40 protein-coding genes and 1 pseudogene are annotated in these 23347 nt (G+C 61.8%); all 41 read right to left on the bottom strand.

The window, feature by feature from the left end; all coding sequences use genetic code 11:
• Nucleotides 1-745: hypothetical protein (locus JCM25156_RS02595; protein WP_025812038.1), on the bottom strand; the 745-nt coding region annotated here is incomplete at its 3' end.
• 47 nt (nt 746-792) lie between these two features.
• Nucleotides 793-2355, bottom strand: coding sequence for a phage tail tape measure protein (locus JCM25156_RS02590; protein ID WP_025812037.1), 1563 nt, complete (start codon nt 2353-2355; stop codon nt 793-795).
• Between the two features lie 9 nt (nt 2356-2364).
• Complete coding sequence (locus tag JCM25156_RS31955; RefSeq protein WP_277909319.1) at nt 2365-2493, bottom strand: hypothetical protein; 129 nt, start codon at nt 2491-2493, stop codon at nt 2365-2367.
• A 14-nt stretch (nt 2494-2507) separates the two neighbouring features.
• Entirely contained in the window at nt 2508-2954 is a 447-nt protein-coding gene (locus JCM25156_RS02580; protein ID WP_025812036.1) for a hypothetical protein, read from the bottom strand.
• Entirely contained in the window at nt 2947-3327 is a 381-nt protein-coding gene (locus JCM25156_RS02575; protein ID WP_025812034.1) for a phage tail tube protein, read from the bottom strand. The genes JCM25156_RS02580 and JCM25156_RS02575 overlap by 8 nt, the downstream gene beginning before the upstream one ends.
• 2 nt (nt 3328-3329) lie before the next feature.
• Nucleotides 3330-4805: a phage tail sheath subtilisin-like domain-containing protein gene (locus JCM25156_RS02570; RefSeq protein ID WP_025812032.1), complete on the bottom strand. Its 1476-nt coding sequence runs from the start codon at nt 4803-4805 to the stop codon at nt 3330-3332.
• Nucleotides 4802-5044, bottom strand: a complete 243-nt coding sequence (locus JCM25156_RS02565; RefSeq protein WP_025812030.1) for a hypothetical protein — start codon at nt 5042-5044, stop codon at nt 4802-4804. Before JCM25156_RS02565 ends, JCM25156_RS02570 begins: the two co-directional genes overlap by 4 nt.
• Entirely contained in the window at nt 5041-5664 is a 624-nt protein-coding gene (locus JCM25156_RS02560; RefSeq protein WP_025812028.1) for a hypothetical protein, read from the bottom strand. Before JCM25156_RS02560 ends, JCM25156_RS02565 begins: the two co-directional genes overlap by 4 nt.
• Nucleotides 5661-6083: a gp436 family protein gene (locus tag JCM25156_RS02555; RefSeq protein WP_025812027.1), complete on the bottom strand. Its 423-nt coding sequence runs from the start codon at nt 6081-6083 to the stop codon at nt 5661-5663. Before JCM25156_RS02555 ends, JCM25156_RS02560 begins: the two co-directional genes overlap by 4 nt.
• On the bottom strand, nt 6080-6430 hold the full coding sequence (locus JCM25156_RS02550) for an HI1506-related protein (protein ID WP_025812025.1): 351 nt from the start codon (nt 6428-6430) through the stop codon (nt 6080-6082). The genes JCM25156_RS02555 and JCM25156_RS02550 overlap by 4 nt, the downstream gene beginning before the upstream one ends.
• Nucleotides 6431-6433: 3 nt before the next feature.
• Nucleotides 6434-7246, bottom strand: a pseudogene (locus JCM25156_RS20890) (Mu-like prophage major head subunit gpT family protein); the annotation flags it as partial.
• On the bottom strand, nt 7186-7386 hold the full coding sequence (locus tag JCM25156_RS30535; protein ID WP_025812021.1) for a hypothetical protein: 201 nt from the start codon (nt 7384-7386) through the stop codon (nt 7186-7188). The gene JCM25156_RS30535 and the pseudogene JCM25156_RS20890, both read right to left, overlap by 61 nt.
• A gap of 10 nt (nt 7387-7396) precedes the next feature.
• A complete protein-coding gene (locus tag JCM25156_RS02535) occupies nt 7397-7846 on the bottom strand; it encodes a hypothetical protein (protein ID WP_025812020.1) in 450 nt (149 codons plus the stop codon).
• Nucleotides 7833-8843 carry a phage protease gene (locus JCM25156_RS26985; protein WP_025812017.1) on the bottom strand — a complete coding sequence of 337 codons (1011 nt, stop codon included), beginning with the start codon at nt 8841-8843 and terminating at the stop codon, nt 7833-7835. Before JCM25156_RS26985 ends, JCM25156_RS02535 begins: the two co-directional genes overlap by 14 nt.
• 253 nt (nt 8844-9096) lie before the next feature.
• Nucleotides 9097-9606, bottom strand: a complete 510-nt coding sequence (locus JCM25156_RS02525) for a phage virion morphogenesis protein (protein WP_025812016.1) — start codon at nt 9604-9606, stop codon at nt 9097-9099.
• Nucleotides 9607-9739: 133 nt separating this feature from the next.
• Nucleotides 9740-10393 carry a hypothetical protein gene (locus tag JCM25156_RS28505; RefSeq protein ID WP_148299282.1) on the bottom strand — a complete coding sequence of 218 codons (654 nt, stop codon included), beginning with the start codon at nt 10391-10393 and terminating at the stop codon, nt 9740-9742.
• Complete coding sequence (locus JCM25156_RS26975; protein WP_051577458.1) at nt 10366-10668, bottom strand: phage head morphogenesis protein; 303 nt, start codon at nt 10666-10668, stop codon at nt 10366-10368. Before JCM25156_RS26975 ends, JCM25156_RS28505 begins: the two co-directional genes overlap by 28 nt.
• A gap of 20 nt (nt 10669-10688) precedes the next feature.
• A complete protein-coding gene (locus tag JCM25156_RS26970; protein ID WP_051577457.1) occupies nt 10689-10985 on the bottom strand; it encodes a phage head morphogenesis protein in 297 nt (98 codons plus the stop codon).
• On the bottom strand, nt 10978-12510 hold the full coding sequence (locus JCM25156_RS20875) for a DUF935 domain-containing protein (protein ID WP_051577456.1): 1533 nt from the start codon (nt 12508-12510) through the stop codon (nt 10978-10980). The genes JCM25156_RS26970 and JCM25156_RS20875 overlap by 8 nt, the downstream gene beginning before the upstream one ends.
• Nucleotides 12510-12686 (bottom strand): hypothetical protein, encoded by a 177-nt coding sequence (locus JCM25156_RS30530; RefSeq protein ID WP_242402413.1) that lies wholly within the window; start codon nt 12684-12686, stop codon nt 12510-12512. The genes JCM25156_RS20875 and JCM25156_RS30530 overlap by 1 nt, the downstream gene beginning before the upstream one ends.
• 1 nt (nt 12687) lies before the next feature.
• Nucleotides 12688-12876 carry a hypothetical protein gene (locus JCM25156_RS02505; RefSeq protein WP_148299281.1) on the bottom strand — a complete coding sequence of 63 codons (189 nt, stop codon included), beginning with the start codon at nt 12874-12876 and terminating at the stop codon, nt 12688-12690.
• 292 nt (nt 12877-13168) lie between these two features.
• Nucleotides 13169-13402, bottom strand: coding sequence for a hypothetical protein (locus JCM25156_RS02495; RefSeq protein WP_025812010.1), 234 nt, complete (start codon nt 13400-13402; stop codon nt 13169-13171).
• Complete coding sequence (locus JCM25156_RS02490) at nt 13399-14973, bottom strand: hypothetical protein (protein WP_025812008.1); 1575 nt, start codon at nt 14971-14973, stop codon at nt 13399-13401. Before JCM25156_RS02490 ends, JCM25156_RS02495 begins: the two co-directional genes overlap by 4 nt.
• Nucleotides 14970-15470 (bottom strand): phage protein Gp27 family protein, encoded by a 501-nt coding sequence (locus tag JCM25156_RS20870; protein WP_051577455.1) that lies wholly within the window; start codon nt 15468-15470, stop codon nt 14970-14972. The genes JCM25156_RS02490 and JCM25156_RS20870 overlap by 4 nt, the downstream gene beginning before the upstream one ends.
• A gap of 67 nt (nt 15471-15537) precedes the next feature.
• Nucleotides 15538-15849, bottom strand: a complete 312-nt coding sequence (locus JCM25156_RS02480) for a VpaChn25_0724 family phage protein (RefSeq protein ID WP_025812007.1) — start codon at nt 15847-15849, stop codon at nt 15538-15540.
• Between the two features lie 4 nt (nt 15850-15853).
• Nucleotides 15854-16156, bottom strand: coding sequence for a hypothetical protein (locus JCM25156_RS02475; RefSeq protein ID WP_148299280.1), 303 nt, complete (start codon nt 16154-16156; stop codon nt 15854-15856).
• An 11-nt stretch (nt 16157-16167) separates the two neighbouring features.
• Nucleotides 16168-16551, bottom strand: coding sequence for a hypothetical protein (locus JCM25156_RS02470; RefSeq protein WP_025812005.1), 384 nt, complete (start codon nt 16549-16551; stop codon nt 16168-16170).
• An 84-nt stretch (nt 16552-16635) separates the two neighbouring features.
• A complete protein-coding gene (locus JCM25156_RS26965) occupies nt 16636-17238 on the bottom strand; it encodes a glycosyl hydrolase 108 family protein (protein WP_206777846.1) in 603 nt (200 codons plus the stop codon).
• A gap of 60 nt (nt 17239-17298) precedes the next feature.
• Entirely contained in the window at nt 17299-17583 is a 285-nt protein-coding gene (locus JCM25156_RS20860) for a hypothetical protein (RefSeq protein ID WP_148299279.1), read from the bottom strand.
• A gap of 97 nt (nt 17584-17680) precedes the next feature.
• Complete coding sequence (locus tag JCM25156_RS02455; protein WP_025812001.1) at nt 17681-17881, bottom strand: hypothetical protein; 201 nt, start codon at nt 17879-17881, stop codon at nt 17681-17683.
• Nucleotides 17882-18139: 258 nt separating this feature from the next.
• Nucleotides 18140-18589: a regulatory protein GemA gene (locus tag JCM25156_RS26960; RefSeq protein WP_025811999.1), complete on the bottom strand. Its 450-nt coding sequence runs from the start codon at nt 18587-18589 to the stop codon at nt 18140-18142.
• A 219-nt stretch (nt 18590-18808) separates the two neighbouring features.
• The gene (locus tag JCM25156_RS02435; protein ID WP_025811997.1) at nt 18809-19018 is read right to left on the bottom strand and encodes a DUF3164 family protein; all 210 of its coding nucleotides are present in this window, start codon (nt 19016-19018) and stop codon (nt 18809-18811) included.
• Nucleotides 18991-19452 (bottom strand): DUF3164 family protein, encoded by a 462-nt coding sequence (locus JCM25156_RS02430; RefSeq protein WP_025811996.1) that lies wholly within the window; start codon nt 19450-19452, stop codon nt 18991-18993. Before JCM25156_RS02430 ends, JCM25156_RS02435 begins: the two co-directional genes overlap by 28 nt.
• A complete protein-coding gene (locus tag JCM25156_RS02425; RefSeq protein ID WP_025811994.1) occupies nt 19449-19748 on the bottom strand; it encodes a hypothetical protein in 300 nt (99 codons plus the stop codon). Before JCM25156_RS02425 ends, JCM25156_RS02430 begins: the two co-directional genes overlap by 4 nt.
• Nucleotide 19749: 1 nt before the next feature.
• Nucleotides 19750-20028: a hypothetical protein gene (locus JCM25156_RS02420; RefSeq protein WP_148299278.1), complete on the bottom strand. Its 279-nt coding sequence runs from the start codon at nt 20026-20028 to the stop codon at nt 19750-19752.
• Entirely contained in the window at nt 20025-20273 is a 249-nt protein-coding gene (locus tag JCM25156_RS02415) for a hypothetical protein (protein ID WP_025811992.1), read from the bottom strand. The genes JCM25156_RS02420 and JCM25156_RS02415 overlap by 4 nt, the downstream gene beginning before the upstream one ends.
• Nucleotides 20270-20611, bottom strand: coding sequence for a hypothetical protein (locus JCM25156_RS02410; protein WP_025811990.1), 342 nt, complete (start codon nt 20609-20611; stop codon nt 20270-20272). The genes JCM25156_RS02415 and JCM25156_RS02410 overlap by 4 nt, the downstream gene beginning before the upstream one ends.
• Nucleotides 20608-21264, bottom strand: a complete 657-nt coding sequence (locus tag JCM25156_RS02405) for a transposase (protein ID WP_025811988.1) — start codon at nt 21262-21264, stop codon at nt 20608-20610. The genes JCM25156_RS02410 and JCM25156_RS02405 overlap by 4 nt, the downstream gene beginning before the upstream one ends.
• Nucleotides 21261-21464: a hypothetical protein gene (locus tag JCM25156_RS02400; protein WP_025811987.1), complete on the bottom strand. Its 204-nt coding sequence runs from the start codon at nt 21462-21464 to the stop codon at nt 21261-21263. Before JCM25156_RS02400 ends, JCM25156_RS02405 begins: the two co-directional genes overlap by 4 nt.
• A gap of 5 nt (nt 21465-21469) precedes the next feature.
• Entirely contained in the window at nt 21470-22468 is a 999-nt protein-coding gene (locus JCM25156_RS02395) for an AAA family ATPase (protein WP_025811986.1), read from the bottom strand.
• Between the two features lie 25 nt (nt 22469-22493).
• On the bottom strand, nt 22494-23347 hold an 854-nt coding region (locus tag JCM25156_RS02390), incomplete at its 5' end, for a transposase domain-containing protein (protein ID WP_025811985.1).

Raw genomic sequence — 23347 nt, 5'->3', positions numbered from 1 at the left:
CGGATACGGCCGGTGCCGGCACCAGCGCAGGCGCGCCGACGACAGGATGCGGCGCGGCAGCCTGCACGTTGAAACCAAGATGACGGCCAACCCATGAATTATCGAACGTCTGCTCAAGCCTGCCCAACTGGGCACCGATGCCGTCCGTCAGCACATGCCATTCGGCGCTCAGGCTGGCGAGCATCCGCGACGGCAGGCCGCCGGTCCAGCCATCCAGCCAGTGGACGAAATCAAGGAATAACTGCCTGACGATGCCAAATTCACCAGCGAATCCTCCGCCAAGGCCCCGCATGGCCTGACCGATGCCTCGCATGGCCCGCTCCCAGTCTCCGGTGAACACACCGGCCACGAAGTTGCCCAGCCCCCGCAGCTCTTCCATCGCGCCATGTCCTATGGCGTGGAACATCCCCGAAAAACGATCCCAGTGCAGGGCGATGTCCCCGATGGCGGCAACGATGATGCCCGCGACCGCCAGGAACCCGCCACCCAGCCCGATGGTGGCGACACGCCCCAGACCCATAACGGTCGCCATGGTGCGTGACAGGCCAATGACGGAACGCAAAGGTGAAAGCAGAAGGCTGATCGCGGCGCGCGCGGGACCACCCACGACCTTCAGGGCCGAAAACGCCGCCGTCAGGCCCAGCACCGCCCCGATCGTGCCCGTCAATACGCTGGTGGCACCCGGCACATGCCGGTCGAGCCAGTCCCATGCCTCTACGCCATGATTGAGTGCGGCTGTCATCATATTCAGGGTCGGGACGAAACCTTCCCCAATGCGACGGTTGATCTGGCTTAATGCTTCTTCAAACGCCTGAAGGCGTATCTGTGTTGACCCGATCCCGGTAGTGAAATCCTCGTTGATGACGGATTGATCCGCCCCCGATGTCCGCTGGTGTATCTGATCATACTGATCCCAGTGCCGCATGAGGCCGCCGCCGCCACAAAAGAATCATGATTGCGGAACAGATCACCCATCGCCCTGGCATCAGTTCCGTTATTGGTCACCCGTCTGATGACATTCATCATAGCCAGCAGCGGATCGGTCCCGTTATGTCGCGCCCTCTCTTCCTCGCCAAACATATCGACGCCGTAGTGCCGGAAACGCTGCGCCGTATGGCCCTGGTTAAGATCGACCAGCAACTGCTTTACATCCGTTACGGCCTCACTGTCGTAGCCGGTCGATTTGCGCACAACAGCCAGCGCAGACGCAAGGTCATCGACGCCACCGCGCCCGTGCATGCCGAACACCCCGGCCGTGGCGGCCGCCTGGGGCAGTAATGGGGCCAGTTTCTCAAACGGCAGGTCGGCGGATTTCCCGGCCAGAGCAACGGATGCCAGGGCACCCCCCAACTGCTGATCGGTGATGCCAAGGCTTTCCTGCAAGGCGAACGCACTGCGGGCTACGGCATCCGGCGCGGCATTATATGCTGTGGCAATATGCGCGGTGGTCGGCATGACCGCATTGACACGATCGGCGCTGTAGCCTTCGCGGTTGTAGAACCCGGCCGCCTCGGCCAGATCATTCCCACGCTGTCCGGTCGCGCGCGCCAGCGCATCCAGATGGCGTCCATAATCCGCGACGAATGCACGGTTGGCTCCCCCATGCAGTTCGTCGCCAATGCCGATATGCACCAGCGTATTGTCATATTCTGCCGCCGCATGGATCGGCTCCAGCATGCCGACCGTCGCCATGGCGGCCGTCATGCCGTTATGCATGGCATGCTGGAGGCTCTCGGAAAAGCCATGTGCCGCGTCGCGCACGCCACCGGTCGCTGTGCCGATCGGGCCATCACGAACGTCCGCGACCATGCCGGTCATCTGTTCGCGCGCTTCACGCACGCGGGCCATGAGGCCGTCCAGAGCGGTAGTCGCGCGGGCCGCGCCTTCGGCAATCTCGTTGCCCATCACGACGCCCTGCGCACCGGCCGCATCCAGCGCCTCGCCCAGTGGCTCGGCCCCGCGCACGATAACGTCGATCAGCCCGTCGCCCATGATGGCGCTGGCCGCCGTCACCGTTTCCTCGGTGGCGGCAATACTGTCCAGCATGTCCTCGAAACCGCGCAGGGCGGTAGCGGCGCGGGTGGCGCTATCAGCCACTTCCGCACCCATGGCTTCCCCCGCTTCGCCAACCGCCCTGGCGGAGCCTGCGGTGCCTCTCAGGGCCTTTTCAAGCGCCTCTGCGCCGGTAGTCGCGCGGGTGATCGGGGCCAGCATGGCCGCCAGCGGATCAATGGCCCCGGCCAGGCGGTCCAGCGTGGCTTCAAGCCGGTCAACGGTCGCGATCAGCCTGTCAAAGCCGGGTGCGGCATCATCCTGTAGTGTCAGCCGCAGCGAGGCGGTCAACTGGCCGTCCATATCAGCGCCTCATCCCTGCTGCCCGGCCTGCTGGGCAAATAATTCCCGAAGGTTATCGGACCAGAACCGCATGTCCTCCCAGGTCATTCCCCACAGGTCCGCCATGGGGAAATGCAGGTAATGCGCCAGAGAGGTCATGATGACCGGCCAGTTTACAGGCCAGGATTGATAAAAACGCTCACGATGACCTGCGCCGCCATGAAGTCCGGACCGTCCAGGTCATCAAACAGCATCGCACCCACCGGACCGTTCAGGCCCGATGAGACCTGCATCAGGCTCATGATGAAGCTGCCTTCATCGCGCTTGCGCGCCTGCGCTTCACGAATCTGCTTGCCCTTCAGGGGGCGGAACACCAACTGATCCACAAAACGCTCGGACACAACGTCACCCGGCCCTTTGGTGGTCTGCTTCGCGGGGGCCAGCAGCGGCAGGATCACTGCTCCGTTCTCGCCCTTCAGCGCGCGCCTGGGGAAACCGGGCCCGGCGGGTTCAAGACCCTCCACGCGCGCGGTTTCCGGCAGGAATGATTCCGCCGCTTCTTCCGCCGGACCGCCGCCCGTTCCCGGTGTGAATTCGGGCATCTCGTTATGTTTACGCACTGGCTGTATGCTCCGTGTAGATGTCGAAATACCATGTGGCGGGTGATTTGCCGCCGTTGTCCGTGGTGGTGGGTTTCTGTTCAAGGAAGGCGTCCGAGATGGAGAACACCTGCCCGGTGTCGCAGACCAACTGCATGGGACCACGGCGCACCGTGTCGAACATGCTGGTCACGTTGTCCCCGGTCCCGACCACCGGCGTCGCCTTGATGATGCCGCCTTCATAGGCCCCGGCGCGCCGGGTCTTCATGCCGGTCAGGACACGGTTGTTCTTGCGACCAGGCAACTGGATGGAACTGCCTTCACCGCAGTCCATCTGCTGGGTGCCCACATAGATCGTGACGATGCCAATAACGTCGTTTGAATCTGCTGCCATTTTTACACCTCAACCTGAATCTGGCCGTCCAGACGGATCAGGCTGCCGATGACCTGAATGGGGGCCGTATAGAGCATGCGGTTCCGGTTATCCGGATCGCGCCAGAACACCGCCTGCGGGCCAAGGGTATCGACATTCTCGATCCATCCATTCGCCTCGTAGATCTTGCACTGGGCAATCCATTCCGCCTTCGCGAGTGACGGCGTGATGACACCATCAGCCATGGACAGCGATGACCCGTCATCCGCCAGCTTGTAGGTGGCCCAGCCGCTTCCGGTGTAGGTCCGGAACTCGTAGCGCACCCGCGTCGCGGTCTTGACCGTCATGATGTCCTGCCATGACGTATCCGGCAGGTCGTTCGCGTCGGTCTTGTAAGATGTCACGGCCCGTTCAAGCGTGACCGTTCCATCCTGCCCCACATCGAAGGTCGCACCACCCTGACCAAGGATGACGTTGCGCATTTCCTCGGTGAACAGGTCACCATCGTCAGGACCAAGCCCCTCCAGTCCGGTCAGCACAAGGTCACGCATCTGGCGCGCGGGGTCATTATTGGACGCCTGGGCGGCGATGCCACAGAACACCGCACCGGCTTCCCACGGCGACCATTTGGGAGCGTTGGCGGCCAACACGCACAGATACGGGCAGTTCAGCCCCTCCAGCAGGGTCAGGGTGTCCGCATAAGAGCCACGGAAACCGATATACCCGTGGGCATCCTTGCGCACCATCGCGCCATACCGCCGGGTCAGTTCCGCCGTGAATTCGGTCAGGTTCGGCGTGTCGGTCAGGCCGAGGAAGATGTCCGTGTACCATGTGTTGGATACAGCATCGAGCGCGTCCTCGATGTCCGGCGCGCCGCCACCGCCAGAGAACGGCGTGACGGTAAAGGACAGCCCCGGCACCTGATCCGTCAGGGCGGAACTCATGCGCAGGTCAATGTTGTTGCCTTCAGCGCCCTTTTCCTTCAGCGCCACAGTCACGGCCGCCGTGGTGGCGTCGGCCGTCATGGTCACCATGTTCGCGGCATCGGTCACGGTGGCCAGCGCCGCGATCAGCGCCGCCTGTGCCTGTGCGGCCGTGGTGCCGGACGGCACGGTAACGGGAATACGCACGCCACCCACCACAACGGCAAAGGTGCCAGCACCCGTGGCGGTTCCTACGGGCAGCACGCTGCCCATGGCGGCAAGGCCATCCTGCACGGGGGCCACGCCGATGACATCAATCTGTGCATACGGTGCCGCATTCAGCAGCTTGACCACGGCACGGGCCAGCCGCGTGCCCGGACCAAACAGCGCAGGCGGCTGCGAGGGGTCCGTCACCGGGACCGGCACCAGCGGCTGCACCATCCCGCCGGACAACTGCCCGATGACCAGAATGCGTAGCGGCATGGCCGTCAGCGTGGTGCCCGTGCGGATCGCCACCACCTCGGCATTGGAGCCGGGGACGTTCCAGTTATCGGGAATCTGGGTCAGGACACTCATGCCTTGGCTCCCGGTGTTGCAGGTTTCGCGGGGGCAGCAGCAGGCGCTGCGGCCGTGGCCGCCGCTTTCGCGGCTGCTGCCGCGACTTCATCAGGGGGCATGATGTCCCCCCACTTGCGCAGCCGCCGCCAGTAGCGATCCGACAGGTCAACCTCGAACGGGCCTTTGCCCATGTCGCGGCCCTTCGCATCGCGGATGATCGTGCCCGGTTTCGGCACGACTTTCAGGGTCTTGCTCATGATGATCTGCTTTCCGTATCGAAAACGACGTCCTCGACCACGCCATCGCCGGGGGTGAACGTCCATGTGCCTTCCAGCCTGGTCAGCGTGGGCATGTCGGCCGTCAGGTATCGCTCATTGAAGGCAAGGTTCTCGACCACGACATTCATCGTCACGATGGCCGTGCGATCGTTGATCCAGTCGCAGGATTCCAGATTGCTGACCGACCGGACCCGCACCGTGCCACCCCTGATCTTCCTACCGTTCAGGGCATGGACAGCAGTGGATGCCACCCCCATTGCGCCGGGCATCGTGTCCGTGCCGAGAATCAGGTCTTCAGGGAGGGGCGTCTTGACCAGCAGGAAGATGGGAAATGATGCATCTCCCCGAAACTGGCGGCCACCACGGTCGTTCCCCGGCACCCATCCTGCCCATGACATGCCGATCATCGGCGCTTTGGCGGAGATTTCCTGCCACCGTTGCGGGGTCATGCGCGGCTGCACGGTCCGGTATCTGAACAGATTTTCCGGGAAATAGGGCACCAGCAGCGCGCGCAGGCCATTCCATGCCTCCAGCAGCGGGCCACCATTACGCAGGCGCGCACTGGGGCACTGGTCGGCACTGAATTCACGCGCCGTCATGAACAGCGCCCCATGAATGCCGGACGCCGGGCCACGAAATTCGAAAAGTCGGTGCCGACATTGATGGCGATCTCACCATCCAGCGTGACGCTCCCGACATTGACCGACTTCAGCCAGGCAATCGCATCCTTGTATCCGCCGCGCACGGCGTTGGATGGTTCGGCGTCCGATCGGTTCCACAGCCGCCAGCGCGCGATATCGCAGCATACGCGCGCGATCATCGGATCGGTGCCGTTGATCGGCATCTGGTAACGCTGGCGCAGGTAGCTGTCGATTTCGGCCGATGCCGTTACCAGCTCCGTGTTTACCCGGCTGGTGTCGATCGTCTCGCGGGGCTGGCCTTCGGGGGTGGTGACCAGGATCAGTTCCTCATCACCAAACGCCTCGCGCATGTCCGCCAGTTGGGCGTACTGGCTCATTCCTTGACCCCGATCACTTCCAGCATCGGCTCGGCCACCAGCATCGCCAGTTGCTCCGCATTGAAGTGGTCGGCCGCATAGACCTCCACCGCCGGGTGGGCGATGCCCGCGCGCCGGAAACCCGGCTCACGGCACACGATGATCAGGCTGTCATTGGGCACGCTGCGCGCATGCCCTTTTGACAGCAGGACCACCTGAGACGATACGGCCTGCGCCTGGGCGGCTTTCGCCTCGGCATCCATCACCTCGTCGAACTTCTCGACCAGATGCTCGACGACACCGCCGGTGGCTTCCGTGCCAACCGTCGCGGTCTTCGTATTCTGGGCTGCTGTGGACTTTGCGGACATCGGTTAGTTCCCCACGGCCTGCGGCAGACGGTCCGCGACCAGCAGGTCGCAATAATCGGCCCAGACGTTGGTGCCGGGCACCCACGTCTTGCCGTCCGGTGCCAGCACGGGTACCAGCGTGCTTTTCAGCAGCGTGCGCAGCGGGCCTTCCATGTTCTTCGGCCCCACGACCAGCTTGGGGCTGACGCCATAGGGCGACCCGTCCCGGCGGCACTGCGAGGCCATCGCGCCCACGATCGAATTGAACACATCCGCCGTGGGTGGCCGGTTGGTGCAATAGGCGAACATGTGGAAGCCAAACCCCGCAGCACAGCGGCCGTCCGTGCCCCATACGAACTCGTCATCGTTGAAGACATTTCCCGAGGTAAGCTGGGTCTTGGCGATGATCGAGAACGGGCGACGCGGCTGGAAGATGATGGGTTTCAGCGCACGGCTTGTGTCAAACACATACCACCACGGCTGGGCCTGCTCACCATCCTGGATGGTGTCGATATTGGCGTAAGAGAACAGATCGCCATTGCTGTCGTAGGCCGGGTGATCCTTGTCGAAATAGGGCTGGCCGTCCATGCACAGTTCGGTGCGTCCCTTGCCCAACTGTTCATAAACCAGCTTGTCAGGCAGGGAACCGGCATCCGATCCCAGTTCCTCGACCACCGGCATCAGCATGCCGTAATCGTCATCGTCCAGGTCATCGCGGGAGATCGAAAGGGTTTCCTCGAACTTCCGGTTGATGATCTGCATGCGTCCACCCACACTCAGGCGGTGGACGACGCGCGATCCCTTCCATTCACGCAGCCCCGGCAGTTCCGCCAGACGCGGGTAGAAGTTGGACCGCTGGTGGACGGGATGACCATGGAGAACTTCTGATAGGTCGGGGCGACGACCGACAGGCGCCTGTTGAACGCCACGTTGATGCGCGTGGTCAGCGCGTTGATGTTGCCTGCGTTGATTTCCATGTCGGTCGCCTTACTGGATCAGGACGAAGGGCACGCCGTTTTCGTCCAGGCCGGACAGCGTGCCGACCTGGAGACGCGCAGTGCCGCCTTCGGGGGTTTCGGTGAGGGACACCGTTTCATCGTCGATGGCGTAAACCGTCGCACCAACATTGGCCCACGTGGGAGCCGTGTCGAACGGCAGAGCAAACGCATCCTTTTCGATCCATGCGGGACCGGGACCGCTCTGGTCGCCATAGACCTGCGACGTGCCGGAATTGTCCTGACGCCCACGGGCAATGCCCATGATCGCCACGAGGGGGGACGGCGTGCCGGTGCTGCCAGCCGGAACGGCGGTGCCGTCCTGGCAGACCGCCGTAATGGCCCCGCGATACACGCAGAACCCGGCCGCGACAGATAGCGGGAATTCAGGGCGCGCGCCGCAGCGGATGCGGTCCAGCGCCCGGTCATCAGACAGAGCCATGGTTGCCTCCAAACTGCTGGATGTCCGCCTCGGTCACCCCGAAAGCCGCGTCCATCTTGGCCACGGCGGCCGCGTCAGCACCATCCATATCCATGGTGGTGCTGCGACCACCATTGGCCGAATGCCGGACCATCTGTCCCTGCGGCAGCTTGGGCAGGCCATTGATGATGCGCATGGCCATTTCCGGATTACTGGCGTGAAGGCTGACCAGTTCGGTGCGCAGGCTCTCACTGATGACCCGGCCGTCACGCGCGGCGGCATCCACTGCGGTCTCGGCATCGCGCCTGGCGCTCTGCTGGCGCAGCTCGGTCAACTGCGTTTCCATCGCCTGCATGCGCTGGGTATTGGCCTGCCCGCCTTCCACGCTGGCGCGCACGGCCGCAAGGATGGCGTCGGTGCCTGCATCGGCACCAAGACCGACCAGCGTGCCCAGGCTTGAATGCAGGGAAGTGGTTGCGGCACTGGCCGTCCGTGCCGCCTCAAGCGCGCGATCGACGTCGGCCTGCGTCGCCGTGTCGGGAAGCCCGAGGCGGCGCGCCAGTTCTGCGAGGTCCATCCTCGTCTCCTGTCTGTGATGTAGGGTGTGAAGGTCAAGCAGGTTGGGGTCATTGGTCAGGGCAGCGCGCCTGATCAGCGTCACGTTTCCCTGTGCGTCATGATCAAAAACCGGGCTGACCCCGCGATAGGACTTGTTATCCATCGCACTGTGCCCGGAAGCATTCCATTCGACACGGCCCCAGATGCCGTCATCACGGGCCTGCAATTCCGTGATCCAGCCCATGGCGGGACTGGGCAGTCCGATCTTGGCGGCAATATCGGTGGAATGGTTTTCGTCCAGCGTCAGCTTGCCACCAGCCGCACGCATGCTGGCCGTCATGAGCGCCGCCGGATCGCGCGGCGTGGTATAGGGACCGCGCCCGTCCTTGCCCTCAAAGCGACCCGCCGGAAGGAGGTGTATCCACTCCGGCGCGCTGCCCGTCTGGGGCAACTGCATCATGTGATATGAAGTTGACCTGTTCATCAGGACCGAACATCGCGCGTGGCGATGCGTCCGTGCATCCTGCACTACTGCATGGTGATCCTGGGCAGGGACGGATGGGCGGATTACGATCCGCCTCATATTTCGCCATACAGGGGCGTATGGGGTCAGATGCGCCCGATCATGCGCAGGTGGGGCATAAAATCAATCCTGCCCCCTCTTAAACCCTCTTACGGGTCTCTTAAAATCAATCCTACGCCCACATAATGTATCAGCGCCGGATTGCACTCGTGTACATATCCTCCAACTGACCCACCACCATCTCCCGGTCCTCGCTGGAAAAGCCGAGGTATGGACGCGCGGGAACATGCACGCTGGATGCATGGATCAGGACATCACCCATCACGAATGACAGTTGTGGCGCATTTTTGGGCTGGATGATCGCACCATACTGGTGGACACGGCCGTATATGACATCCGTTCCCACGACAACGGCATTCCCGTCCACGCCCGACCGGATGCTGTTGTAAAGGTGAAGGTCCGGCCCGAGCAGAATGCCAGCCCCCTTCTTGCCCCGCTCATACAACGGGTTCAGCGGAGCGTAGCTTTCCCATTTCACCCCATCGGGGTCCACGCCATCGCGCATGCGCTCACGGGTGCTGCTCTCCAGTCCCAGACCAATTGCCCCCAACAGCCTCTGCGGGTTGCGTCCGACCGCCACCATTCGCGTCAGGGCATCCCTGATCCCGGCCATATCCTGCCCAACACTGAAAACTGTCATGGAATTCTTCCTCATGCCGTCCTATGTAATGGGTGCGGCGTGCAGTGACGCGGCGATATTCAGCCGACCGCAGGACCGCCCTTGTGGCGGGATCATATTGTGGGGTTTACGGCTGGCCCCACCTGCACGCCGTTCAGTTTCCATCCCCCTGATCCTCATCGTCGGGAATATCCGCCATATCACCGAATATGGGCGGGAGCTTGCGCACGGCGCGCAATGCTTTTTTCTTCGTGTATCGGTGGAAGGACAGGAGGTAGTTTTCAGACCCGTCCTGCGTTGTCTTTACGACCGCGCGGTAAAGTCGGCCGCCTGACGGATACAGCAGCATGGCCCTGCGTTCGCCTTTTCCGACCACAACAACGGGTTTCTCCAGGGTCGCGGGAGCCTGCCTGTAATCAGCGCCGGTCAGATCGGAATGGTGATCATCCTGTTTCGTCAGGGTGCCCCCCGAAAGCAGGACTTTGCGGGACGTGCCGCCAATTGCCTCGCGTACATGCTCGGGCAACGTGCCCACCTCGGCAATTCCCACCGGATGATCGAGCAGATGCATGACATTTTCCTGATGCGCACTGTCAGCATGCTCCCTGGGAATGGGCAACGTAGGCGTCACCCCCGGCGCGGGCTGTGCGGGTCCGGCATCTGTCGCGGCAGGAAACCGGCCTGGGCGAACTGACGGCCCGATGTCGGGTGCCTGCCCGGATAGCCACGCCTTGCCCGGATTATAGGCGAATCCGGGGTCAATCCCGGCGGGAACCTCAATCACCTGCCCGTACGGGGGTTGCGCCATGGCCGCAGGTCAAGCGCCGGTCGTTCCGACACGCTCCAGCCACGCTTGCGCATCATCCAGCGGGATACGGGCACGATCTCGCAATGACAGCGCCAGCCGTTAGGTGCGAAGTGGGTATCGAACCATGGGTCATTGGCGGGCAGAAGCGTCCCGTCCCACGCCAGATGGAGCGGACGCGGGTGCGGGCAGGCATTGTGGCGATACATCCAGTAAGGATACATCTCCAGCGCCTCGGGCGTGGTCATGCGGGCGTACCGCCCGGCTGCGTTGGCCATCGACACATTGACGTTGAATATCAGGTCTGACCGCCAGCCGGGCTGCCATTATGCGCCCAGCCATGCCGGGCGACGATCGCGTCGAATTCCTTGCGGAATTCCTGAATGGTCACCTTACCCGCTATCGCCTTGTCCACCGCAATGCGGAAATCCTTGACCAACGCCAGATCGGCGGCTCCCGCCACCATGAAACCGCGTGCATGCGCTGCCTGCCACAGGTTGGTCCAGTGCGTGGTCGGGACGTTGAGCTTCTGGCGAAAAAAGGCCAGCGCCTCGCTGGGCGGAAGGCGCGCGGCCTCGGCTACGCTGTCAGCCATGACCTGCCGGGTCGCGGCCGATTTCGTCCAGGACCATCAGCTCACCCGCAAGATTCGCCGCTGCCATGCCCTGCGCCATTGCCTGGGCAAATGCCGCTGGTGACAGTTCCATGTCACCCAGTCTCTGGCGGAAATCTTCCATATCCTTCGCCTGCATGAGCGCGCGGCGCACGGGTATGATCATATCATCCAGAATGGGCTGGGCGGCATGCGCCAGGCTGTTGGTCAGCAACGCCACCATATGCGGTTCCTCGCGCGCATGGCGGGCGACCAGACGGCCAAGGGCGGCATGGAGCGTGTTCTGCTGGTCCGGTTCCTGCGGACTCTGTGTGGTGGGAACGGATACGCGCGCGGGCATGTCCTGGGGCGCACGGTCCTGTGCGGGCAGCACATGTGCGGGCTCAACGGGCTGGGGCTGCGCAATGATGCCGCATACAGCGTCCCCGTCCTCGGGAGGGGTCAGGCTCAATCGGTCGTAAATATCCTGGCAACGGACCTTCAGTCCCTGCGGGCCGCCAAATTGCAGCGCCTTGATGACATCATCGAACGGCGCTTCGTCCGGCCGCCCGATCGTGATGACCGGATAGGCATCCTGTGGTCCAAATGAACATGATACCATCGGGATCGCGCACTGCGTGGTCGCGGTATAGGATAGCCAGAACGTATCGGCACGTTCGATATCCACCTGCACCTCGCGATGGACCTGCCCCGATGCGTGTGCGCCCTGTTTACTTTCTGTCGTGCCAGTCTGGCCCAGCACCAGCTTGCTGAGTTCCTCATTCAGGATGCGGAAGCGCCGCTCATGGATATCACTGGCGCTGGATGCCGTTTTCGGCTCCGGAAATTCAATCTGCATTGAATCAGGAATGGTGCAGCCAGCACCACCCGCGATATCGGATACCGCGCGAAGGAGCACCTTCCTGTCATTGTCGCTGGCATCACGGGTATATTTTCCCACCCGCATGGGTAGCCCATAATTCTGGACGAACAGCGCCCAGTCACGATTGGTGAACAGCTTGAACATCACCGGCCAGATGGCCGCCCGCGTCAGGCCGCCCCGAATGGTCAGGCCCGACCATGCCGCATGCCGGTGCGTAACGAATTTGTAAGGCTCCATGTTGCGGAAGCCGGGTTGCGGGATACCATCGGCAACGGACGGTAACGCCGGGGTAGCGCAGTCATCGCGGATCATGATGGTCTCGCCATCCTGCATGCTGATATCGAACCAGCGCTGTGGCCGGAATGTCAGTTCCGCAGGCCAATAGTTACCCGCCTCCATGTGCCATTCCATCTCATGGACGGAAAACCCCTTGGCCAGCGCATCCATCTGGTCATACAGCGACCGGCGAAGGATGCCGCGTTCTACCCATCCCCGGACGAAATCGGCATGCTTCACATGGGCGGCGTCGCTACTGGCGGGTGTTACGGTGATGGGAAGCTGGGAAATCGCCAGTTTCCGCGTGTTCAGCACGCTCAGGTAATGCGGGTCACGACGCTCGATTTCCTCGGCCAGTATCTGCCACATCAGGCTGTCGCCTGATCAGCGGCACGCATGGTGCGTCCGATCAGTTCAGGCGACAGTGGCCCGATATCGGTGGGCACCACGGCCGGACGCAGCCCGACCATACGCGCACCTGACACTTCTTCTGTCAGGGTCGCCGGTCGAATGGGCTGTCCGTACTGGTCGAGCAGCGTCGCCATGTCAGCCCGCCGCTTTCTGGCATGCACGCACCTGATCGCGCAGGCCCTCATAATCGCGCATGGCCCGGTGCAGGGTGGGGGCGTTCGGATCGGCCGCCAGTTCGCTGCCGAGAGCCTTCTGATCGGCGGCTGAATAGGGCGTAAGAGTGGGGCAGATCAAACGATCAGGCCGGTCAGCACAGCCCGTCATGCCGAGGATTGCCAGCCCGGCCAGAGCACAGATGACCCAGAGGACATGTTTTTTATTGGTACTGCCAGAAGGGCACATCAGATTTTTCCTTCAATGGTGAGGTCACCCGTGATCTCGATCACGCCATTGCCGCGCAGGCGGACCGATTCACATCCCATGACAGTCATCACGGAGCGCCTGACGGGCGTGGGTGCCGGCTGTGTCTGCCATGCAGGGCACGGCAGGCCCCGCGTGGTATTGTCGTGCGCAGTGACGACGACACGGCGGGTGCGCGGGGGGTACCAACGCGGCATCAGAACGTGCCCCCGTCCAGGCGGGCGGTCAGATCGGCATCGGTCGCGGGCGCATCAGCCTGTGCCTGGGCCATCGCCTGTTCCGTGGTCGTTACCTTGGTCTGGGTATCGACCTGCTGGGCCTCCGTCGCGGCGGTCTGCGCCTTGCGTGACAGATAAATCAGTGTCCCCGCAGCAACGCTTACGGCCAGAACGCAGCCGCCAATTACACCCCATGAAACATCATCCATCATACGGTTCCTCTCAGTCCAAGATTGCCCACCTCCACGCCCGCGTCTTCCAGTTCGTCGCGATCGTCGCGGGACAGGCCCGCGCCTGTCGCAATCTGCTGGGGAGACGGGGCGCGGGTGTATTCGTAAATCACCGGGTCGGACCGGCTGGCGAAGTAGGCCAGGGCAAGCGCCACGGCGGCATCACCATGCCGGTTTCCATTCGCGCCAGTTGTCCGCTTTTCCGGCACGCGGGCCACACCACGCACCAGCGTCAGGGCGCGGATATCGTCATGGGTGTCGCGGTCATTCGGGATCAGGAGCTTTTCGTCTTCAAATGCCCCTTTGAGCGGCGGCATGTTCTCCCGATACCAGGTTTCTGACAGGTGAATACATTGCACCCGCTCCCCGTATTCCTGTCTGGTTACTTCTCCCAGCCACTGGCCGTTGCCGGTGCTGTCCATCGCGCCGCTGCGAAAGCGCGGCAGGCGATCAAGAATAAACCATAGTATCTGCTTCTGCTGTTCAAACGGAACATTGCGCAGTTCGACGACAAAGGCAGTCCGGCGGACCTGATTACTCAGGATGGCCAGAAACCATAAAACGGTCAGGTCACCTGAGCGGGCGAAATCCTCGCCAAAGGCATGCGGACAGGTCAGGTCCAGCACCGCCAGTAGAGGGGCCAGCACATTGACGCAAAAGTCCAGACACTCCGCCTTACGGATATGCTCGGGCAGCATCGTGAACGCGGCGTCACATTCCCAGCGCGCGATCTCGATATCTTCCTGGGAACGCGCCTCGATCAGAATGCGGGGAATGAACGCCCCTGTGCTGGGGGATGGAATGACATGCAGTTCCTGGTCGGCCCGGCTCCCGAACTGCTTGAGGATACGACGACGCCATGCGTCTTCCGCCTCCTGTGTCCACACTTCGCCCTTCCGCTGGCATATTTTGTGGAACAGCCCTTCGGCTTCCGCTTCATTGAATGTGATGCGCATGAGGTGAACAAGATTTTCCCCGGTCACCTCATCAATGAATTTCCCGGCACGCACATCATGGATCAACTGGTTGAAGGGATTGGTATCGCCGTTATGGGTGGACAGGATGACCACCTTTCCGCCCCAGATCAGCAGCGCCATGGCCGCGTCGATCATCGCCTCCAGATCGTCCACGAATGCGGCCTCATCCAGAATGACCAGACCCTGCTTCGACCGGAACGCACGCGGTACGGACGGGAGGGACAGGATTTCGTATCCGGATTCAAAGTCGATCCGGAACACCTTGATGTCAGCATCCGGATTATCCGGGTCATGGAACAGGGCTTCGCCTACCTCCTTCGCCCCGAAGTTCAGGATTTCGGCATGGGTTGCGCAGTCCTCAATGAACTGCCGCGTCATGTCCTTTTCATAACCCATGTAAAAGACATCCATGCCGCCTGCCGACTTTCCGGCACCTGCGGTCATGACAGCCAGCCAGCTCAGAACCCATGAAATGCCGATCCGCCGTGACTTTTCGATCACCACGACATCATTGGCGCCAACGGCCTCAATCACCCGTTTCTGGTAAGGCAGGAGCGGATCGGACAGGTCATTCATGACTTGATTCCAAGAACCCGCGTGCGCATGATCTCGATTACTTCTCTGGACAGCCCTTTTTCTTTGGCGACGTTCTTCAGGTTTCTTTCGTCGCGTTTGCGCAGGCGCGCTTCAGTCTGTTCCTCGATCTGCGCCACGAAATCGGCATCCGTTTTTGATGCCTTGGTCAGGTGGTCCAAAGCTTTCGCCAGCGCCTCGACACCACGCGGGTTACCTTTCAGGGCGGCAACACCATCCTTGTTGGCCATCCCTTCATCGGCCATGTGCAGGTCCAGGATGACGCTGTGCAGCAGCTCGATATTGGCACGGGCAAACTGGGAGGCACCGGCATCGCCCATCTTGCGCACCATCGCTTCCGCGATATTGCGCGAATGGCGCATTTTCTTGGTAACCTCATCCATCTTCTTGATGTGTCGGCCCAGCGCGGACCGACTTACATCATGGACGTCCAGCTCCCGCAGCAGCCAGGATTTCGTCCAAACTGTACCCCGCGCCACGCAGGCGAGCGATTTCCTCGCGGATCGCCTCATCCTGCCGCTCTATGGAAGACGGGCGCGACATGGATCATTTCGCCATGGAGCGGGCAATACCGTTGATATGCTGTAGGCCGTCGCATACACGCGCGCCGATCGGGGTCAGCACCGCAACCCAGATTTCCTCACCCACAACACCCGTGGACAACTTCTCGATCCGCAGGCATCCCTGCTGCTGGAGCCAGTAAAGGTCACCGCGCAGCATGTCGTAATCAATGGCACAGCCATCCGCACGCAGGACGCGCAGGAGGATTTCATCACTGATCCGGCCGTCACCGGGCTGCTTGACGGACATCAGCACGCTCAGGCGGCGGTGTTCAATAATGGCTGTGGCGACACTCATGGTCTTATTCCTTGCTTGCCGCGACGTGGCCCGTGATCAGGACGTGCAGCATTTCCGTATTGCGTTTTCCGTCCTGCCGGATTTCCGTCAGGCGCATGTCAATCGACGTCATGGATGTTTCCATCCGCTGCATGCGCGACAGGGAATCAGCGTGCGTCTGTTCGATTCCGTCACATCGCTGTTCCAGCCGCTCATGCTGCCGCCCCAGCCAGCGCAACCGATCAAAGACCAGTGCGCCGACCAGCAGGAAGACAAGGACTGCCATCAGGAACATCCATGGCGACACGCCTGCGGCCGCCCCTGTCATCTGCGGCATTATCAGGCGGCCGCGGCTACCGGGGCCGTGGTCGTGGCCGCCGTGGCCGTGGTGGTGGTCTGCGGCACCAGCACACCGGACAGATCGGCAATGGCCGCCTGGACATGGGTCACCACCGCCGCCTCGGTCGGGACAAACAGACCGAGGATCGTCGCCAGCTCCTTGAACTCGGCAATCGCCTGGGTAACGACCGGGTTCGCCGCCTCGAACGTGGTGAAGGCGGTCTGGAGATGGGTCACGCCATCATCCACCTTTGTCACGGCCGCCTTGATCGCGGTCTGCGCCACCGCATTGTAGGTGGACAGCTTGTTTTCCGCGCTGGCGGCAAGCAGGGCATTGATGCCGGAGAAGATGCCCGGCAGGATCGTCGCGAAATTGATGGCCATTCTGGCTCCTGGGTGAAGTATAGCGCCGCGTGCGCGCCGTATGGTCACAAGATCAGCCGTGCGCGCCCGCACGACCGAAGGGGGTCATGCCGCAGCGGCGGGGCCAGCCTGTTTCGCCAGTCTGAGCGCCAGTGCTTCGCGGCGGACCGTACGGTCGATCCAATCCGCGCCATACACGGGGAACAGGCGGCACTGCCGGTAATAGGCGGCCTGCATGTCGATAAGCGGGGCAGTAAGCCGGGAGACATTCCCATCCGCGCTCGCGTCCAGAACGGCAGCGATTGTGCGCGGTCCGATGTCGCCATCGACGTCCCCGCCTTTCAGGCCCGCAGCAGCCTGCAACTGCCGTGCCGCCACGCGGATACCGGCATTAAATCCGAAATCGAACACAACCGCGTCGATACCGGCAGGCAGCAGGTCACAATTCAGGGGACGCCAGTAAAAGGCACGGGCAATGGCGCGGAACGTCGATACGTCGATGCCCTGCATGACCCTGGCCGTGACCTTTCCCGGATCACCGCCCATCCAGCGCACCATGGTTGGCGCGGAGATGCCCCGCATGGTGCCGACAAGGTTGCCATGCTGAACAGCGCCAAGGGTCCAGTTACCCGCGTCATTGCGGATGCACTGGTAAAGTCCTTCCTCGCCCTGCGTGAAATCTGTGATGGTAGGGAAATTGCTCTGCATGCCACGACGATACGCGCGCATGAGAGAGGCAGTGCATCCTGCACTGCTACATGTATTGCCTCAGAACAGGCTGATCTGCCTGGTATCGGCCGGACGCGCCGGACGGCGAATGCGCGTCTCATTGCCGCGCTCACCAGATAACACGGCATAAACGTAACGCTCGGATACGCCCACGCGGGCTGCGATATCCGTAACCATCATGCCTGCCAGACGGTGGCAGCGGATGCGCCACCGCTTGAGCATGGGAACGCGGAAGGAACTGCGCGCATGGCGGGCACATACGGCTGTCGCCAGTTCAGTGCCGTACCGCGCCTCCAATGCGCTGCCAGACGCGCGCGCGGGCACCCACATTGTCCGTCCGCATTCGCTTTCAACGAATACGAAGGCTGCTTTTTCACCGACAGCATTACAAGCCAGTCAATTTCTGCGGGTGCCCGGATATTCATGTCACTTCTTTACCATCATGCTTTGCCAGAAGGGCGACAATATCCAGCATTATCGTGCTTTCACTTGCCGCCACCATCTGATCCTGAATGCGCGCCGCGTCCTCGCTACTGGTCGCATGCCGACCGGCAATCACACTCTGCCGGACAATGGAACGGATTTTGCCGCGCAGGGCGTTCAGATCGTCGTCAGTAATCATTAAGCGAAATCGTCCCTTTTATAAACAGGCATCCAGTATTGTCTGTAAACGAAAAAACCGCCCCGGATAGGGGCGGTTTCTGTAATCGCTGCATGTGAGGTTATTAATAGGCCCGCAAGCCGAATATGAGAACTATCGCAATGATGCTGACCAACGCCGCGCACAGCGTCATAGTGAAATTGCGACTGTTGGCCGCGCATACTGTGAAAGCAACCGTAATGACCATTATCGCTGCGGCCAGCCATGGATAGATATTCGTCATTTCAAACCCTTCTCAAGCCGTGCTTTCCACCGTTTCAGACCCTCAATCACCTTTCGTCCCTGCGTGCCGTCCAGGAACTCGGGCGCGGAGATGCCGCCGGGATGGTCCGGCGTCATGGTCTGCCGCTGGACATAGGCACGCAGGGCTTCGCGCGTGCCGCCACTGTCCAGCATCGGTCCCATGTCCTTCCAGATCGCGTAGATCATGCGGACATGGGGCCGGTCGCTGCTGGACAGACTGCCCTTTTTCGGCTTCCAGCCCAGCGTGCGGAAATGGGCCAGCACCTTTTCCAGCGCGGGTATGGTGGCGTCCTTTGCGCTGGATTTGCCAGTGATGCGGTGCAGGATGTCGCGGTAGGATTCATCCGGCAGCGCCAGTTCCTTGCGGGCAATATGCAGCTTGGCATAGATCGCCCCGCGCGCAGGACCGGCCTTCCGTGCCGTCATGATACGTCCACCCCATCCAGCAGCCTGCGCAGGGCGGCCAGATCAATCGTGCCGATCGGGGTAATAAGGTCGGGCCCATGTGACATGCCCTGCGCCAGCACCATGTACATCGTCCTATCCTCGCCAATGGGCCGGAATTCAACCCTGGGAGGCGCGCAAGGAGTGGGAACGCCATGAGCCATGACATCGGACATAATAGAGACTTTACGCATTACGCCCTCACAGAGAAGAAAAATTGAGATTGACCTGTTCCCACCGGGCATTGCGGTCCTTGCGAACATGGAAGCGGATGTAACGGCGCGACCCGGCCCATTCCAGAGAGTCCGCAATAGCCGCCTGCACATCGGGCCATTTTGGATGCGACAGCTTGACGCGCCGGGTTTCCTGAAGGCGCTGTATGTTCAGCCTGCCGGTCTTTTCGTCACGCACGAAGCATTCGCCAGAAGCGTGCGGACATCATCGCTGGCCCCTTCGCCTACATCGTCCAGGACTTCGTTCATCAATGCCTGGGCGGCGGTAATCGCCTCATTCACCCGCAGGTAATCGGAAGTCGAGACTTCGACTTTCATGGTCTCACTGAAATTGGCGATCACCACACCGCCGCGCCTTCCGCCCAGACGGGCGTTGTAGCGTTCCAGCGTCAGGTCAATGAAGGCATCCACATCGGCAAAGAACTGTTCCTTGCGGGCACGCAGTTCCGCGTTCAGCCCCATGGCGGCCTCGACCAGGGCATTGGCCGTCTGGTGGCGGAACAGGATATCGTCGCGGATGCGCGACGTGGGCACCTCATTGCCAAAGGGGCTGACCAGCACGTCCGGCAGGGGGTGGGCTTCGGCGGCGATGATGCGGGGCGTGGCGTTCATGAGCGGATTTCCTTGTGGTTTGCGTTAAGGGGCCAGCGGCGCAGGCTGGCGTTACGGGTCAGGATGGCGGCGGCGAAGGTCTGGACGGCGGTGTAGGCAACATGGTCGCGCTCCCTGCCCGTCACGCCGGGCACGCGCCAGACGCGGCCCTTGCAGGTGCGTTCGCCCAGTTCTTGGATCTGGAAGGACAGATGCCCGCGCGATCCGACAGCGATGGGCAGGCAGGCATCGGGGAAGTGAAGGCCATCGGCAATGCCGATGACCCCATCCCGGCTGCAATATGCAGTGCAGGTCATATCAATGGCGCTCCTGCACGGGCGGAATGTCCTTCGCCATGCGCCGTAGGGCGATGGCCACAAGAAGGGCACAGGAAGCGGCCTGTTCTGCACAGGTGGCAGCAAAGGCCAGTCGTCCATCTTCAAAAGACATGACGGCCATTTCCATGTTGCTGTCGGCCTGATCCAGCAGCACATTCAAATCGCTGGAACCTTCCGCCATGCGGCCATGTGCCAGATCAACAACCGTCTGCGTCACTTCTGCCAGATCGCCGGTCTGCATTCTTACTTCTTCCTTCATGCCCCGATCTCCCGGCATTCACCTTCGACCACGACGCTGCCCAGATGCGGCAGGTGCCCGGCCAGGGCTGCGGTGCCGATGGCCCCGTCAATCTCGATGACCTGCCGCATGAGCCAGTCGCCAAGGTCATGCAGTTCGGCTTCGGTCAGGGCGCGGCTACCCCTGGTTTCCTTCATGCGGATCGCGGTTTCCCGCATGCTGCGGGTGTTGTGGCGCAGCCGCGCCAAAGGGGTCATATGGGTCATGCGCGTGTCTCCAGGCCGGTCAGGATTTCACCGGCTGTCAGGTGTGTAGGGGTCAGCAGTTCAAAGAAGCGGATCATCACGTCGCGGCGTTCTTCCCGGCCCGCGATCTGGTTCATGGGGTGGCCCACCACCATCAGGCATTCATCAATGCCCGCATCGGGGTGAAAGCCGTCCAGAAGGTCCATAAGATCGCGGTAAAGCGCATCGAACCGCTCAGGCTGGTCCAGCGGCGTACCGGCCGTGGCGGCATGCAGCGCGTCCATGACCAGGACGGGCGTGACGGCACAGTCCAGCGGTGCGGGATGCGTCGGAACTACAGTATTCAGGGCGGCGCTCATGCTGCCTCCATTTCATCAATCGGGGCAAAGGTGGGTAGGTAGCCGCATGCAATGGCGTGGGCACCGCTGCGGTGGCGCATCAGCATGGCAGTCGTGACAACCAGCCGGGGCTGGCCGTCCGCGTCCTGTTCAAAGAGATGGCCCAGGGCGTTATCCATCGCGCCTGACCGGCACCACTGCGCCCAGCGTTGCCGCAGGGCCAGTTCCGGGCCATATTCACCAGACACCACCTGCCACGTCAGGTTTTCGCGCAGGGCATGCACGATGCCACTCAGCAAGCGCCGGTCATCGCTACGGAGATGCGCGAACTGGGCAGGAAGCCACGGCTTGAGGGCATGCATCTGTTCAGTTGTCAGCCAGTAGCTACCTGACTGGCGGCGGGTTTCGCGCACGCGGGGCGGCTCAAACCACAGGGCTGCTGCCTTGGTCTGCCCCAGTGCGGTCAGGACGAAGGTGTCCATGGACCCGTCTGCCAGCCGGATCAGACCGCGCCGCTGCATCACGCTGGTCTGGTAAGTCGTGGTGTCGATCAGCGCGCAGCCGTCGCCCGGTGCCCACATCAGCTTATGGGCGCGGGCGCGCAGCTTCACCGCCCCATATTTGTGCGCCAGCCAGATGATGGTTTTCATGCCGGAAGTAATCTGGATGATCATGACCACTCCGCCTCCAGCGCCGCCTTGACGTTCGCCACGGTCAGGTTCTCGTCCAGACCTTCCAGAAAGTCGCGGATCAGGGAGCGGCTTTCCGGCCCCATCTGGACCATGACCGCCACTTTGTCCGTGATCAGGTTGTAAAGGTCGGAGATTTCATCTTCCTGCCTCGCGGGCGGCACGCTCTGTGTTGCTTTGGCCATGCCGGTTACTCCCGCCCTGCGAAGGACGGCAGTTCCGTGCCCGTCAGTTCTTTCCACGATGATTTGAGGTCCGCTTCGGCCAGTTCCTGCCGGTCGTCGGCCCGCGTCAGCATGTAGGCGTAGCGCACGGTCTTGTTGAGCGTACGCAGGCCGCCCGGCTGCATGGCGATCCAGCGGCCCACCTTGCGCAGGGTGGGTTCATGGATGCCCCATGCATCCAGCATGGGCAGCACGTCCTTGACCTGTGGTTTCGCGCGGTTCTTGCGCATGCCAACGCGAGAGAATATCTGCGCATGGCTGGACTGGCGGCCCATGCCTTCAATGCGGGATTTCAGCGGCATGTTGCCCATGAACACCAGACCGATATCGGCCTCGTCATAGATTTTGCGCAGCAGGTCGATGGACTCTGTCTGGAGGTTCTGCGCCTCGTCCACAATAATCAGCCCGCGCGTGTCCCGCACACGTTCCAGAATGCTATCCATCATGCCGGGGCCGCTCTGCGTATTGGCATCCACAAGGCGGGTCAGCTTGCGCAGGATGGCGGTTGGGCTACGCATGGAGGAATCCGCAGTCATCAGCCACACATTCGGGTTATGATCGCGGTAGTATTTGGCGGAAATAGTCTTACCCACGCCCGCATCCCCGGTAATCAGGCCGATATCCGGGCCGCCCTGGGAATACTCAAAAACGCTCATCCATATCTGTGCCGTGGGGGTCTCGATAAAGCCCGGCTCCTGCGGCATGGCCTTGCGCACGTGTGACCGTGTGCGGGTGCTTTCCAGCCAGCGTTCTACCTTGACATCCACGGCGGCATTGTCGCCCGAATACTTGTTGTTCAGCCATGCCGAGAAGGTGGAATAGCCAATGCCGGACGCCACAGCCGCCGCCTTGATGCTCAGGCTTTCGCTCTCCATCTGCATCTGCACCCGTGTGCGCAGCGTGTCAGAGGGTGAGTGATCCTGTTCACTGCCCGCAGGGGCAATGCCGGTTTCAACTATGTTCATGGTTTAAGTGCCTTTTAGAAGTGTATTAAGCCTGCTGCCGCATGAATTGACGCAGCTTTACTACGCTCGACAGTTCTTCTTCTTCGCCGTCTTCAATCGCATCCAGATCAATGGCGACGGCGGCATTGCCATGGGTAATTGGTGCAGGGCGGAACGGCCTTACCACCTTGGCCTCTACTGGCGTTTCTTCTGCTGTCTCGGGATCAGGGGTGTAGATTTCCTGCAATTCAGAAATGGACAGACTGTTCTGCGCCTTTTCCATATCCTTCTGCGCCTTGATCCACGCCTTGCGTGCCCGGTTATGGGACTGGGCAGCGCCCTTGTCAGCAAAGCCTGCCGCCGCAAGGCATGGCGCTTCACACACGAAGGTTCCGTCCAGACGGTAAACGAACACCGATCCCTGCAACGCCTGCGGGTCAAACCGCACCACAAGCTGTTGCCCACGCAACGCGGTCAGTTCTTCCGCCCAGAAGCGGTTGCCTTCCAGCTTGAATTCACCCGTGGTCCTGTCCGCGCGGATCGCTTCCGCCGCCAGCAGCCACAGCCGACGCTGTTCCGGCGTGGCCTTGGTGATGGGTGCGGTAGCATAAGATGCCTCGAAAGCCTGCTTGAAGCTGAGTTTTCCACCGCACACCTTGCTGCGCCGCCCGATGCGTTCATTATGCTCCCGAATACCTTCCGCCACGACCTTGATGAATACTTCCAGCGACACGGAGCGGCTGCCGTAGTTCTCTGGCTTGTTCATCGGGTTATTCCCGGCATATGCCCCCTCGAACAGCGGATGCTTGGCCAGTCCCTGCGCCAGATCGCGCCACGCACGCTCAATCGGCTTTGACTGCCCGCTATAGGGATTAACAAACCGCACATCCACGCCAAGCT

The sequence above is a fragment of the Komagataeibacter kakiaceti JCM 25156 genome (assembly GCF_000613305.1).
The sequence above is the reverse complement of the archived record's forward strand: the minus strand, read 5'-3'. Positions and strand labels throughout refer to the sequence as shown.